13 protein-coding genes are annotated in these 13784 nt (G+C 74.4%); 6 read left to right on the plus strand and 7 right to left on the minus strand.

Annotation, left to right across the window (positions count from 1 at the left end; translation table 11 throughout):
• Nucleotides 1-35: 35 nt before the first annotated feature.
• Nucleotides 36-791, minus strand: coding sequence for a hydroxyacylglutathione hydrolase (gene gloB / locus WME98_RS16965; RefSeq protein ID WP_061624212.1), 756 nt, complete (start codon nt 789-791; stop codon nt 36-38).
• Nucleotides 792-958: 167 nt separating this feature from the next.
• Here gloB and WME98_RS16970 point away from each other — a divergent pair, with 167 nt between their 5' ends.
• The gene (locus WME98_RS16970) at nt 959-1963 is read left to right on the plus strand and encodes a hypothetical protein (RefSeq protein WP_437952209.1); all 1005 of its coding nucleotides are present in this window, start codon (nt 959-961) and stop codon (nt 1961-1963) included.
• Between the two features lie 90 nt (nt 1964-2053).
• A complete protein-coding gene (locus WME98_RS16975) occupies nt 2054-3238 on the plus strand; it encodes a bifunctional methionine sulfoxide reductase B/A protein (RefSeq protein WP_437952211.1) in 1185 nt (394 codons plus the stop codon).
• Between the two features lie 314 nt (nt 3239-3552).
• On the opposite strand, the gene lpdA is transcribed toward WME98_RS16975, so the two are convergent.
• The 6 genes from lpdA to WME98_RS17005 all read right to left on the minus strand — a co-directional run bounded on the left by lpdA (nt 3553) and on the right by WME98_RS17005 (nt 9281).
• The gene (gene lpdA, locus WME98_RS16980) at nt 3553-4959 is read right to left on the minus strand and encodes a dihydrolipoyl dehydrogenase (RefSeq protein WP_437952212.1); all 1407 of its coding nucleotides are present in this window, start codon (nt 4957-4959) and stop codon (nt 3553-3555) included.
• Nucleotides 4960-5122: 163 nt separating this feature from the next.
• Nucleotides 5123-6313, minus strand: a complete 1191-nt coding sequence (locus tag WME98_RS16985; RefSeq protein ID WP_437952213.1) for a thiamine pyrophosphate-dependent dehydrogenase E1 component subunit alpha — start codon at nt 6311-6313, stop codon at nt 5123-5125.
• A gap of 107 nt (nt 6314-6420) precedes the next feature.
• On the minus strand, nt 6421-6696 hold the full coding sequence (locus WME98_RS16990; protein ID WP_061624216.1) for a hypothetical protein: 276 nt from the start codon (nt 6694-6696) through the stop codon (nt 6421-6423).
• A 109-nt stretch (nt 6697-6805) separates the two neighbouring features.
• Nucleotides 6806-7420, minus strand: a complete 615-nt coding sequence (locus tag WME98_RS16995; RefSeq protein ID WP_437334211.1) for a DUF4149 domain-containing protein — start codon at nt 7418-7420, stop codon at nt 6806-6808.
• Nucleotides 7417-8454 (minus strand): HEAT repeat domain-containing protein, encoded by a 1038-nt coding sequence (locus WME98_RS17000; protein WP_437952215.1) that lies wholly within the window; start codon nt 8452-8454, stop codon nt 7417-7419. Before WME98_RS17000 ends, WME98_RS16995 begins: the two co-directional genes overlap by 4 nt.
• A 53-nt stretch (nt 8455-8507) precedes the next feature.
• Nucleotides 8508-9281, minus strand: coding sequence for a hypothetical protein (locus WME98_RS17005; protein WP_437952216.1), 774 nt, complete (start codon nt 9279-9281; stop codon nt 8508-8510).
• 160 nt (nt 9282-9441) lie between these two features.
• On the opposite strand from WME98_RS17005, the gene WME98_RS17010 reads away from it, so the two are divergent.
• The 4 genes from WME98_RS17010 (at nt 9442) to WME98_RS17025 (ending at nt 13784) form a co-directional block, all read left to right on the plus strand.
• Complete coding sequence (locus WME98_RS17010; RefSeq protein ID WP_061621589.1) at nt 9442-9747, plus strand: YfhL family 4Fe-4S dicluster ferredoxin; 306 nt, start codon at nt 9442-9444, stop codon at nt 9745-9747.
• A 93-nt stretch (nt 9748-9840) separates the two neighbouring features.
• Nucleotides 9841-10638 (plus strand): hypothetical protein, encoded by a 798-nt coding sequence (locus WME98_RS17015; protein ID WP_437952217.1) that lies wholly within the window; start codon nt 9841-9843, stop codon nt 10636-10638.
• A 97-nt stretch (nt 10639-10735) separates the two neighbouring features.
• Nucleotides 10736-11707: a hypothetical protein gene (locus WME98_RS17020; protein WP_061621587.1), complete on the plus strand. Its 972-nt coding sequence runs from the start codon at nt 10736-10738 to the stop codon at nt 11705-11707.
• 25 nt (nt 11708-11732) lie between these two features.
• Nucleotides 11733-13784, plus strand: coding sequence for a protein kinase domain-containing protein (locus WME98_RS17025; protein ID WP_437952219.1), 2052 nt, complete (start codon nt 11733-11735; stop codon nt 13782-13784).

The raw sequence follows: 13784 nt of genomic DNA on the forward strand, positions 1-13784 counted from the left end.
CGCGAGCGGAATACGGCCGCGCGCGACGCCGTTGCTCAGCGGTAATCGTCCTTCGCGCGCCGCACGGCGGCGAACACGTCGGGCAGCGTGGGCCCCGGGAAGCGAGCCCGCACGGACGCCTCGCCGCAGCGCAGGAACGGGTTCGTCGCGAGCTCCTCGGCGATGGTGCTCCCGACCGTGGGCTCGCCGCGCTCGCGCGCCGCGCGGGCGGCCGCGAGCTTCTTGCGCACGGCCTCGTTCTCGGGCTCGACCGTCTCGGCGAAGCGGAGGTTGTTCACGGTGTACTCGTGGCCGCAGAAGACGCGCATGTGCACCGGGAGGGCGGCGAGCTTGGAGAGCGACGCGTGCATCACCTCGGGTGTGCCCTCGAACATGCGGCCGCAGCCGCCGATGAAGAGCGTGTCCCCGGTGAAGACGGCGTCCTCGACGCAATAGGACACGGCGCCCATCGTGTGGCCGGGGACGTGCAGCGGCCGGAAGGTGAGGCCGGCGACCTCGACCGGCTTGCCCTCCTCGACCCGCTCGGTCTGGGCGGGCACGCGGCCGACGTCGCTCGCGTGCGCGTAGACGGGGAGGTCGCCGTAGCGCTGGCGGAGCGCCTCGTTGCCGCCGACGTGATCGTGGTGGTGGTGCGTGTTGATGATGGCGACCAGGCGGAGCTGCTCGCGCTCGAGCGCCGCGACGACCGGATCGGCCTCCGACGGGTCGATGACGATCGCCTCGCGCCGCCCGTCCGCGGCCGCGAGGTACGCGTAGTTGTCGCTGAGGCAGGGCACGGGGAGGATGCGCATGGGGCGAGAAATATAGTGCGGCGCGCCGGGGGAGCCTGCGAAAAACTCGGGGCAGAAGACGTAATGCGGTGCGCGTGTCGATTTCGATCGACGTCGCGCTGGGGATGGCGCCGGCGGGCCGCCGCGCGCCGTGACGCGGGCGCGGTCGTGTGGCAGAGGGGCCGTGCATGGCGTCCGCCGAGCCCTCTGTCCGCTACCGCATCGGCGTCGATGAGAACGGCCTCGGCCCGCGGCTCGGTCCGATGGTGGTGACGGCCGTCCTCTCGCGCGTCACCGAGGCCGGCTGGGAGACGGCCGGCCGCGCGCCGCGCGGCGCCCTGGCGCAGCGGCTCGGCGACTCGAAGCAGCTCGTGGCGCACGGGGACGTCTCGCTCGGCGAGGCGTGGGCCCGCGCGCTCGTCGCGCGCGGCTGCGGCCGCGGGGCGGCGGCCGCCGAGCCGTCGTCGGTCGACGAGCTGATCCACGCGGTCGCGCTCGAGGACCGCGCCGCGCTGCGCGCGCTCTGCCCGGGCCACGTCGAGGCGCAGTGCTGGTCGACGGAGGGCGAGGGGTTCACCGCGCCCGACAAGCTGCTGCGCGCCATCGGCCGCGACCTCGACAAGCTCGCCGACAAGGGGGTCGAGATCGTGGCCGTGCGCTCGGTGCTGCTCTGCGCGAAGCGGATGAACGACGGGGTGCGCGCCGGGAAGAACCGGTTCGTGCTCGATCTCCACGCGATGGAGCGGCTCATCCTCGAGCTCGGCGGCCTCGCCGGCGCGGAGGTCTTCGCGGTGTGCGGCAAGGTCGGCGGCTTCGGCAAGTATGGGTCGGCGTTCGGCCCGCTCGCCGGGCGGCTGCACCTCGCGCTCGAGGAGGGCCGCGCCCGCAGCGTCTACCGCTTCCCCGGTCTCGGCGAGATCGCGTTCGTCCGCGACAGCGACGCCTCGGATCTCTGCGTGGCGATGGCGTCGATGGTGGGCAAGTACGTGCGCGAGGCGCTGATGGAGCGGGTCGCGCGCCATTACCAGCGCGCGGTGCCGGGGCTGCACGGGGCGAGCGGCTACCACGATCCGGTGACCACGGCGTTCATCGGGGCGACCCGGCTCGTCCGCCGCGCGCGCGAGATCCCCGACGACTGCTTCGAGCGGCGCGCCGCCGAGGGCGAGGCCCCGCTCGAGGGCGGCAGCCCATAGCGCCGAGCCCGGCGAACGCCGAGCCCGGCGCCGCGCGGGGCCGCGGCCGCCGGGTGAAACCGCCGGCCTCGCGCGGCGTAGGAGGGGTGGATGCGCTACCCTCGACCGGCCAGGTGGACGATGAATTGGCTCCGCGCTGCTCGTCTCTTCTTCGCGCTCTTGCTCGTCGCGTCCGCCGCCCTGGTCGCGTGCTGGCGCGCGGGCGCTGCGGGGGAGGCGAGCAAGGCTGCCCCGGGGTCCAAGGAGGCTGTGACGATGTCGGATAGAACCTATCGCAAACCGTCGGAGGAGGCGCTGCGGAAGCAGCTCACGCCGCTCGCGTACGAGGTGACCCAGCGCGACGCGACCGAGCCGCCGTTCCGCAACGCCTTCTGGAACAACCACGACGCGGGCCTCTACGTGGATGTCGTGACCGGCGAGCCGCTCTTTTCGTCGCGCGACAAGTTCGACTCGGGCACCGGCTGGCCGAGCTTCACGCGCCCGGTCGAGCCGAACCGGGTCGTGGAGCGCTCGGACCGGACCCACGGGATGGTCCGGACGGAGGTGCGCTCCAAGGCCGGCGACTCGCACCTCGGGCACGTCTTCGAGGACGGCCCTACGCCGCGCGGGCTGCGGTACTGCATCAACTCTGCGTCTCTCCGGTTCATCCCGCTCGATCGCCTCGAGGCCGAGGGCTACGGCGCCTACCGGGCCCAGGTCGAGGGCCGGAGCCACGCGCCGGCGGCGGAGGACGGCGCGAACGCCTGCGCCGTTCCGGCGTCGGGGGAGGCCCCGGGCTGCCAGACCACGCTGGAGACGGCCATCCTGGCGGGCGGCTGCTTCTGGGGGATGGAGGAGCTCCTTCGCAAGATCCCGGGCGTGCTCGAGACGGAGGTCGGTTACACCGGCGGCCGGACGAAGGACCCGACCTATCGCGACGTGAAGACCGGGGACACGGGGCACGCCGAGTCGGTGCGCATCGTCTTCGATCCGGCGAAGGTGTCGTATGCCGAGCTGCTCGAGAAATGGTTCTTCCGCATGCACGATCCGACGACGCGGAACCGCCAGGGCAACGATGTCGGCACGCAGTACCGCTCGGCCATCTTCGTGACGACGCCCGAGCAGCGCCGCGTCGCCGAGGAGGTGAAGGCGCGCGTGGACCGGAGCGGCAAGTGGCGCGCGCCGGTCGTGACCGAGATCGTGGAGGCCGGGCCGTTCACGCGCGCCGAGGAGTACCACCAGAAGTACCTGGTGAAGTACCCGGACGGGTACACGTGCCATTACATGCGCGACTGACGCGTCGGTGGCCCGGCGTCGATCGAGCGCTCCGCCGAGGGCTGCGACGCGTCGACCGGAAGTGGGTTACAACGCAAAGGCGCAAAGGCGCAAAGGCGCAAAAAAGACGAAGGAGAGAGGGAAGGGACGAGCGCCCCGACTCTCTCTTTCGTCTTTTTGCGCCCTTGCTGCCCGAAGCGGGTTGAAAACGCGAAAGCGCAGGGAGAGAGGGAAGGACGAGCGCCCCTGCCCCCCTCTTCGCCTTTTTGCGTCTTTGCGTCTTTGCGCCTTTGCGTTTTTTCTTACATCAACCAGGGGCTCACACCGCCAGGCGCTCAGCGGTTCGCGATGTGGATCGCCGCGCCCATGGCGTGGGCGGCGGCCTCCATCAGCGACTCGCCGAGGGTCGGGTGCGGGTGGATCGTGAGCGAGAGGTCCTCGAGGAAGGCCGCCATCTCGAGCGAGAGGGACGCCTCGCTGATCATCGTGCTCGCCTCCGGGCCGACGATGTGGACGCCGAGCACCTGCTTCGTCTTCTTGTCGGCGACGATCTTCACGAACCCCTCGGTCTCGTTCAGGGCCATGGCCTTGCCGAGCGCCGAGAACGGGAACTTGCCGACGCTGACCTCGAGGCCCTTCGCCTTCGCCTCCGCCTCGGTGAGCCCCACCGTCGCGATCTCCGGATCGGTGAAGATCGCGCCCGGGATCGCGACCCAGTCCTTCGCGGCCTTGTGCCCCGCGATGACCTCCGCGACGATCTCGCCCTCCTTCGTCGCCTTGTGCGCGAGCAGGGGCGGGCCGCTGACGTCGCCGATCGCGTAGATCGACGGCACGTTGGTGCGGCACGCCTTGTCGGTCGGGATGAACCCGCGCTGATCGACCGTCACGCCGACCTTCTCGAGGCCGAGCCCCTTCGAGGTCGGCCGCATGCCGACGGCGACGAGCACCGTGTCGACGACGATCGTCTGCTCCTTGCCCTCGATCTGGATCTTCACCCCGACCGAGCCGTCCTTCTGCTTCTCGTAGCCGATCGCCTTGGCGTTCTTGTGGATCGTGCCGCCGCGCTTCAGGATCTTGCGCTCGACGATCTTTGTGCAGTCGGGGTCGACGCCCGTGAGCAGGTCGGGCAGCGCCTCGACCACGGTGAGCTGCGAGCCGAAGGCCTGGTAGACCATGCCGAGCTCGAGGCCGATGACGCCGCCGCCGATCACCATCAGCCGCTTCGGGATGTGGCGCAGGCTCACCGCCTCCTTCGCGCCGATGATCGACTGGCCGTCGAACTTGAACGACGGGATCTCGATCGTGGTCGAGCCGGTGGCGATGACGATCGCCTTCTTCGCCTCGATCTGCTCCACCGAGCCGTCCGGCAGGGTCACGTCCACGCGCTTCGGCCCGACGATCGTCGCGGTGCCGGTCATCAGGTCGGCGCCGTTGCCCTTGAGCAGCGACCGGACGCCGCCGGTGAGCTTCTTGACGATGCCTTCCTTCCAGTCCTGCATCGCGTTGGCGTCGAGCTCGACGCCGCTGACCTTGATCCCCATCGAGGCGCCGGCCTGCGACTTCTCGTAGAGGTGGGCGGCGGAGATCAGCGCCTTGGAGGGGATACACCCCCAGTTGAGGCAGACGCCGCCGGGCTGCTCCTTCTCGATGCAGAGCGTCGTCTGCTTGAGCTGAGCCAGCCGGATGGCGCAGGGGTAACCGCCCGGGCCGGCACCGATCACGATTGCGTCGTAGGTCTTCATCCTTGTCCTTGTTGTGCGCTTCGGAGACTGGGATTAGGGGCGCCGGGGTCCGTTAGACAAGCCCCTCGCCGACCAGCCCTGAGGCCGCGCCCGCAACCGCGAGCCGTGCCCGGGGTGTCCGGGGCTTACACGACCTCGCACCGAGGGGAAATCCCTCCGGTGGTCAGCGTCCGCCGCCGTGCGCGGGCGCTTTCGGGGAGCGCAGGAGCTCCGCGCGCTGGTCGCGCAGGTGCCAGGGCAGCTCGGCGTAGACGTCGTCGAACAGGGTCTCGCGGGCGGGCGGGTCCATCGCCTCGACCTCCGCGACGGCGGCGGCGATCTCGGCGTTGAGCTCCGCCTCGAGGGCGGCCTCCGCGGCGTCGTCGAGGAGGCCGCGGGCGGCGAGGTGGCGCCCGAGGCGCAGCAGGGGGTCGCGCGCCGTCCAGCGATCGACCTCCTCCTGCGACCGGTAGCGGCTCGGGTCGTCGCTCGAGGAGTGCGCGCCGACCCGGTAGGTGAGCGCCTCGATGAAGCTGGGGCCGCCGCCCGCCCGGGCCCGCGCGACCGCCTCGGAGACGGCGCGGTAGACCGCGATGACGTCGTTGCCGTCGACCCGCACCGACGGGACGCCGTAAGCGCGGCCCTTGATGGCGATCGTCCTGGAGGCCGTCTGCCGGTCGGTCGGCACGCTGATCGCCCAGTGGTTGTTCTGGCAGATCATCACGCAGGGCGCCTTGAAGACCCCGGCGAAGTTCATCGCGCTGTGGAAGTCGGGCTGGCTCGTCGCGCCGTCGCCCAGGAAGCCCACCACCACCGTGCGGTCGCGCCGCAGCCTCGCGGCCCACGCGGCGCCGACCGCCTGGGGGATCTGCGGGCCGATGCAGCTCGACCAGGACACCTGGTTCACCTGCCGGCCGCTCATGTGCGACGGCATCTGGCGCCCGTTGAGGAGGTCGCCCGAGTTGCCGAACACCTGGGCCACGTAAGTGCGGAGCGGGAAGCCGCGCACCAGCATCATCACGCTCTCGCGCAGCGCGGGGAAGATCCAGTCCGTGGGCTCGAGCGCGAGCGCGGCGGCGATCGGCGTCGCCTCCTGGCCGGTGCACGCGCCGTAGAAGCCGACCCGCCCCTGCCGCTGGAGCAGGAGCATGCGCGCGTCCAGCAGCCGGAGGCGCTTGATCTCGCGGTACGCGCGCAGGAGCAGCGCGTCGGCCAGGCCGGGGTCGGTCGCGGGATCGAGCGTTCCGTCGTCGCGGAGGACGCTGAGCAAGCCCTCGTCGTCCGCCTCCCCCGCGCGGGGCGGCGGCGCGTGAGGTAGAGGGGCGCCTTCGGCCCTGATCGAGGCGCCGGGCGGCGTGGCTTCCAGCTCGCTCATGGCCGGACCATACCGCGAAATGGCGGCGATCGCGGCCCCTTCGGCGCGCTGGCGCGGGACCGCCCGGCCCGGTCGCCCGCCGGCGGGAACCGGCCCGCGCGCCGCGCTCAGCCGAGGAGGACGCGGAAGATCCGCTTGCTGTCGGAGAGGTAGTAATAGGCGGCGCGGTCCGCGTCGCCCATGAGATCGAGGATGGCGCGCTCCATCTGGTCCGGGCTCAGCGTGTTGGACACCTCCCAGGTGCCCGGCGTGACCTCGTCGCCCTGCCACGGTCCGGCGCAGAGCGCGACGAGGCGCGCGCGGTTCTCCTCGTCGGCGATCGAGAACGTGAGGATGTAGTCGTGGTTGACGAAGCCGCTATACAGCTTGTTGTCCCGCGGCATCTGCTCTCTCCCTGTCCTGGCCGCGCCGCGCGGCGGCGCCTCGCGCGCCGGTGATCGGATCGGCGCCCCCGCGCCGGCGCCCGCGCGGGTGACGTGCGCCCCCGCGCCCTCACCGCGGGCCGGGCGGCAGCGGCGCGGCCGCGTCCTCGTCGTCCTCGTCCTCCTCGGGGCGGCGCGCGCCGAGCGTGAAGACGTGCAGCGCGACGAGGCTCGCGCCGAGGAACACCTCCGACCGGCTCACGAGCTCGGCGCGGCGATGGGCGCGCTCGAGCTCCATGCCGCGCTCCCCCTCGCCGCGCCGCGCGCCCTCGCGGTGGAGCGCCGCGATGCGGGGCGTGAGCGCGAGGCCGACGTACGCGGCGCACCCGGCCATCGCCATGGCGACGACCCGGCGCACGCGGGCCGCGCGGCTCGCGCCCCGGCGCCCCGCCGCCCAGGTGCGCGCCACCTCCGCGCCGAGGAGGATCACGGCGGCGCCGAGCGCGAGCTGATCGAAGCGGGCGAAGGCCGCGCTCATCGCGTCGCCGGAGAAGGGGGCCGGGGTGAGCCGAAAGACGAACGGCGCGGCGCAGGCGCCCAGCGTCACGACGCCGCCGGCCCAGGCGCCCGCCGCGAGCGCGGCCACGCTCGCGGCCACGCGATCGATCAGGAAGCGGCGCGACGCGGCGCGCTCTTCGGGGCTCGGGGCGAGGTCGGCCTCGCTGAACTGGGCGTCATCGTTCATGCATCCACCTCGGAACCGCCGGAGCCGATGGCGGCGAGCGCCTCCTCGACGGCCCCCTGATCGGCCTTCCGGTCGTCGCCGCGCATCGCCTCGATCGCCGGCCGGGCGGCCGCGAGGCGCGCGCGGCCGGCGGCAGCGATGGCGAGCGTGCGCCGGTGGCGGTCCCACGCGCCGAGCTCGCTCAGGATCTCGCGGATCGCGCGCTCGTGGCGCATCCGCGCGAGCGCGACGCGCGCGTGCCAGCGCAGCGGATCCCGGCCGAGGCCGAGCCGGCGCCCGAAGGCGCGCCGCTCGAGCGCGCCCCGCGAGGCGGCGAGGCCGAGCTCGCCGCAGAGCTCGATCGCCGCGGCCTCGTCCTCGTGGTCGACGCCGCGGAGCTTGCCTTCCGCGACCTCGACGAGCACCGCGTGGCCCGCCGGATCGCCGAAGCGCGCGGTGACGACCGCCGCCGTGGCCCGGACGAGCGGCGACGCGTGGCCGAGCAGCGCGCGCGCCCGCGCCATGCACGGCGGGGGGAGCTCGCCGTTCGCCTCGCCCAGCTCCTCGAACATCCGCAGGGCGATGTGGCAGACGAGCGGGTCGCCGTCGTGGGTGGCCTGCATGACGGCCTCGAGCGCGTCGGCGGGCTGGGCGCAGACGCGGGGGAAGGCGATGACCGCCTGGAAGCGGACCTCGGGCCGCTCGTCCGAGAGCGCGCGTCGGAGCCGGCCCGTGGCGCGCACGTCGCCGATCTCGCCGAGCGCCGTGATCGCCATCTGCCGGACGTTGGGGTCCTCGTCCTCGACGGCGAGGAGCAGCGCGGGCAGCGCCTCGACGGCCTTCGTGTCGGCGAGGGCGATCGCCGCCGCCGCGCGCACGGCCGCGTGCGCGTCGGAGCGCAGCGCGCCCTCGATCGCGCGCAGGACCCGCTCCCGCGCCGTCGCGGCATACGGGACGAGATCGGTCACCGCCTCCACGCGCACGGCGGGCTTCTGCGAGGCGACGTCGCGCAGCGCAGCCTCGAGCGTCCTCTTCGCGGGTGCCGGTCCGAACACGCGGCCAACGCTAGCACGGTCGCCGCGCGACGCCGGATCGCACCGCGCGGCGCTCAGCCGCCGCCCGCGCCGCCGGCGCCGCCCGAGCCGCCGCCCTCGCCGTTCGAGCCGCCGGCGCCGCCCTCGCCGTTCGAGCCGCCGGCGCCGCCCTCGCCGTTCGAGCCGCCGGCGCCGCCCTCGCCGTTCGAGCCGCCGGCGCCGCCCTCGCCCTCCGAGCCGCCGGCGCCGCCCTCGCCCTCCGAGCCGCCGGCGCCGCCCTCGCCTCCCGCGCCCGGCGTGTACGGCGTCCACGCGGGCTGCTCGGGCGCGGCCCCGCAGACCCCGGGCCCGCTGTCGACGTCGCCCGAGGTCTCGCCGGGCGCGCTCGGGGGAGAGGACGGATCCGGCAGGCACGCCTTCGAGCCCTCCGGCTCGGCGTCGATGATCGCGGCGCTGCGCTCGCCCGGCGGGATCGCCGCGGCGCTCCGGATGTCGCGCAGCGCGACGCACGAGTAGCCGCTGCGGCAGTCGTCGTCGTCGTCGCAGGTGGCCATGCAGAACGTCCGCTCGAAGCGCGGCCAGCGGACGTTCTCGAGCTCGCTGCACGCCTGATCCAGCACCGGGTTGAACGCGACGCAGACGCTGCTGCCCTGGCAGCTGTCCGGCCCGCAGTTGAAGACCGTGCAGTAGCCGCCGGGCTGCGTGCCGTCGCAGAAGAGCTCCTGCTCTTGCTGGGCGCAATCGAGCGACGTGATGCACGCGTCGCCGATCTGCGGGCCGCATGCGGCGAGCAGCGAGGAGGCGCCGAGAGCGGCGAGCAGGAGGGCGGGCCCGGTGAGGCGGAGCATCGAGGAGGGCCGCTTAGTACCGGCAGGGGCGCCGGCGCGCAAGCATACGCCAGCGCCGCCGCGCGGAACCTGCGCTCCCTTCCGCCCGAATTGACACCTTGCCCTCAGGCCTCTAGAAACGACCGGACCGGGGTTGACCCCGGAGAATGAAGCGAAGGCCATGGCGACTTACATCACCGAAGACTGCATCAACTGCGGCGCCTGCGAGCCGGAATGCCCGAACGAAGCCATCAGCGAGGGCGATGAGATCTACGTGATCGATCCGGAGCTCTGCACGGAGTGCGTCGGCTTCTACGACCACGAGGCGTGCCAGGCGGTGTGCCCGGTCGAGTGCTGCCTGCCGAACCCGCAGATCGTCGAGACCGAGGAGACGCTCATCGCGCGCGCCATCAAGCTGCACCCCGACGATGCCGATCTGCAGAAGCGTGCCGCCGCGAACGACTACCCCTCGCGCTTCCGCAAGTAGAGCGTCATCCCGGGCACCGTCGCGTCGCCTCTCGGCCGCGCTCCCCATGTCTCCGCCGGCACCGTCGGTTCAACACAGCGCCCGGGTCACACCGTGATCCGGCGCTGGGCCGCAGCGATCCTCGCGGGGGCCTGCGCGGGCTGCCATGGCGGCGGGCCGCTGCTCCATCCGGCCCACGTCCTTCACCCGGGCAAGGTGAGCGTCGGCGCCGGCCTGTCGGGCGACATGGTCGTCGCCGGCGCGACGGCCGCGCCGCCGGGCGCCGCCGGCGACGCGGCAGCGGCCGAGGGCGCCGCGCAGCGGAAGCTCTCCGAGATCGCCGTGTCGCCGGGCGTCGCGCCGTGGGCCAGCGCCCGCGTCGGGATCGAGGGCGGGAACGAGGCAGGGCTGACGTACTCGGGGCGCGCCCTCCGGCTCGACGGGCGCCACGCGTTCCCGCTCGGCGACGCGGCCCTGTCGATCGGCCTCGGCGCCTCGGCGCTCTTCGCCGGCGCTCCGGGCCCGACCGCGGCGGGGGGCGACGTCGTCGACGTCGTCGACGTCGTCGACGTCTACGGCGCCGGGGTCGACGTCCCGATCCTGCTCGGCTTCCGGTCGGACGCGGATCTCTACGCGCTCTGGTTCGGTCCGCGGCTCGGGCTCGAGCTCCTCGGCGGCGAGGTGCGGTTGCCGCCCGCCGGGTCGGCCTCCCGCGGGCCCCTCGTCGACGCGTCGGGCCAGCACCTCCGGCTCGGGTTCGTGCTGGGCGTGCGCGCCGGGTTCCGCCACGTACATGTCGCCCTGGAGGCGACAGCGACGTACCACCACGCCTCGGGCGAGATCGGCGGCGCCCCGGTCGCCATCGACCAGGGCACGATCGCCCCGGGCGGCGGCCTCACGGTCACGTTCTGACCGGACCGTAAAGCTGTAATAATGCGGATTTTTGCGCGGTTTCCGTGGCCAGCGCAGGCGCTTGCCCGGCCGGAGGACCCGCCTTAGACTCGGATCTATGCGTCCCTACGGCGCCCTCTCCACCTCATGCCTCCTCGCCGGTGCGGCTCTCATCGGCTGTTCGGCGCCTGTCGCGGGCGACGCGACCGACGTCAGCGGGGTGGTCACCCAGGGGGTCGTTCGCGTCGAGCGCGCGATCAACCTGAGCCGGGACGCCGCCCCCATCGAGCTCGACGACGCGGCGCCCGAGGGCGCGGCCGACGAGGGCGCCGGCTCGGTCACCAACGTCCTCGCGAAGTTCATGCGCCTCTCCTCCGCGATGGATCCCGAGCTCGCCGAGGGCGCGGTCGGCCAGCCGTTCGTCCTCCCGTCCGCCGGCAGCTGCATGGTCCTCTCGCCCGCCGCCGAGGACGAGGCTGCGAGCAGCTTCAGCTCGCTCAGCCCGATCGAGCTGCTCGACGCGGGCGACGTCACGATGCGGACCGACAGCACCGAAATGCCGCTCGCCGCCCGCGCATTCCCGGACGTGGGCGCCCTGGTCTTCGGCGTCTTCTACACGTCGCGCGACGCCACGAGCGACCTGCCGGCGCCGGCGCGCTACGTCTTCGAGAGCTCCGGCTCGGGGCAGCTCGATCGGTTCGCCTTCGAGGCCGACGCCCCCGCCGGCCCCGAGGAGGTGCGGGTGGGCGACGCCGACCTGGCCGACGGGGTCGAGCTCGGCGCCGGGGTCGGCGCGGTGGTGCAGTGGCGCGCGGACGAGGGCGGCGACGCCGGCCGGGCGCGCGACGTCATCTATGTCGACGTGACCTCGGCGCACGGCGCGACCGTGCGGTGCGCCTTCAAGGACACGGGCAGGGGCGTGATCCCGGGCTCCTTGCTGGATCCCTCGACGCTCGGCCCCCTGCCCGCGAGCGCGACGCTCGCCGTGCACCGCACGCGGCAGGTGCCGTTCAGCGCCGCGGGGATCGACGCCGGCGAGGTGCGCTTCGACCTCTCCGTGTACGGCCGCGCGCGCCTCGCCGCGCACTGACGACGGGCTCGCGACCAGCGCCGGGGTGACGTACGAGGACCTGCGACGGCGCGCGGCCGAGCTCGCCGCGATCGGGCAGCGCGAGCGCGGCGCGGCGCTCCTCGTGGCGGCCGGCGATCACGCGGGCGCGTCGGAGCTGCTCGAGCGGGTCTGCGACTTCGCCGGCGCGGCCAGGGAAGCGCTCGCCGCCGAGGACCCGGCCCGCGCGGCGCTGATGGCCGCGCTCGGCGGCGACGACGCGTTGGCGCGCCAGGCGCTCGACGCGCTCGTCGCCGCCGCGCCCCGGGACGCCGCGCTGCGCGTCGCCGCCGACCTCGCGGCGCGCGGGTTCGCCCGCCACGCCGGCGCGCTGTTCGCGGCGCTCGGCGCCCACGCCGCGGCCGCGGAGGCGTTCACCGCGGCCCAGGACGCGCGCCGCGCCGCCGAGAGCTTCGAGCTCGCCGGCCGCCCCGCCGACGGCGCGCGCGTGCTCGAGGCCTCGCTCCGCCGCCGCCCGGGCGACGCGGCGGCGTGGCTCGCCCTCGGCGAGCTCCTCGCGCGCCACGGCCGCACCGAGGCCGCGGTGCGGGCGCTGCAGCACCTGCCGCCCTCCTCCGCGGAGCGCGCCCGCGCGCTGCCGCTGCTCTGCCGCTGCCTGAGCGCGCTCGGGCTCGAGGACGCCGCGCGGACCGTGCGCGACGAGCTCGCGCAGCTCGACCCGCGCGGCGAGGAGGCGCTCTCGTCGCCCGCCCCCGCGGCGGGGCCCGCCGCGCCGGGCCCGGCGCCAGGCGGGCCGCTCCTCTTCGGGCGCTACGAGATCCTGCGCGAGGTCACGGCCACCCCCCACGCGCGCGTGGTGGAGGCGCGCGACCGGATCACGGCGGAGCGCGTCGCCGTGAAGATCTTCGCGGGCGCGGCGTTCGGCGCGGGCCGCGACGCGCTCCTCCGGTTCGAGCGCGAGGCGCGCGCGCTCGCCCAGCTCCGGCACCCGAACGTCGTCGCGCTCCGCGCCTATCACCCCGAGGGGCCCGCGATGGTGCTCGCCTGGATGGCCGGCGGCTCCCTGATCGAGCGGCTCCGCGGGGAGCCGGTCGCGCCCGCGCGCGCCGTCGAGGTCGCGTGCGCGCTCCTGTCCGCGCTCGGCGAGGCGCACCGGCTCGGCATCCTCCACCGCGACGTGAAGCCGAGCAACGTGCTCTTCGACGAGATCGGGACGGCGCACCTCGCGGACTTCGGCGCGGCGCACCTCGGCGATCTCTCGACCACCGCCACGGCCGGCGCGATCGGGACGTTCGCGTACATGTCGCCGGAGCAGCGCATGGGCCGGCCGGCGACGCTGGCGAGCGACCTGTACGGCGTCGGCGCGGTGCTCGCCGAGCTGCTCACCGGAGAGCCGCCCGCCCCCGCCGTGGGCGGGCAGCTCGATCCTGCGCCGAGCGCGAGCCACCCGGAGCTCACGGCGGCCCACGACGCGGTCGTGGCAGCGCTGCTCGCCGAGGACCCGGCCGCGCGGCCGGCCGACGCGTTCGAGGCGCGGCGCGCGATCACGGCGCTCCCCTGGCCGGAGAGCCCGCGGCCGCGGCGCGCGCGCGCGAGCGCCCGGCCCAGGTCGAGCGAGGCGCCGCCCTCGACGGCGGCGCGGCTCGGGGCGACGCTGGAGGTCGGCGACGGCCGCGACACGGAGGGGCGATGGCGCGACGTCTGGCTCGAGCGCGACGTGCTCGTGCTGCAGCTCGACGACGCGACCCTCGCCCGGGCCCGGGCGTTCGCGCGCGCCGGCCACGCGGCGCTGCCGTGCGTCCTGCGGGTCGACCTCGCCGCCGGCGAGGTGTGGGTGGCGCCGCCCCAGGGCCGCGCGCTCGCCGACGAGGGGCGCGCCCTGACCAGGGGCCAGCGGGCGCGCCTCGGCGAGGCGATCGCGGCGCTCCACGCGGCGGGGGGCGCGCACGGGCGCATCGACGACCAGCACCTCTACGTGCACGACGGCGAGGTCGTGCTGGCCTACCCGCGCGAGGCCGAAGGCAGCGTGGAGGAGCTCGCGGCGCGGGATCTCGCGGCGCTCCAGGAGCTCGACAGGAACGCGCTGGACGAGCTCTAG

The organism is Sorangium sp. So ce296 (assembly GCF_051529605.1).
GTDB classification, from domain to species: Bacteria; Myxococcota_A; Polyangia; order Polyangiales; family Polyangiaceae; genus Sorangium; species Sorangium cellulosum_D.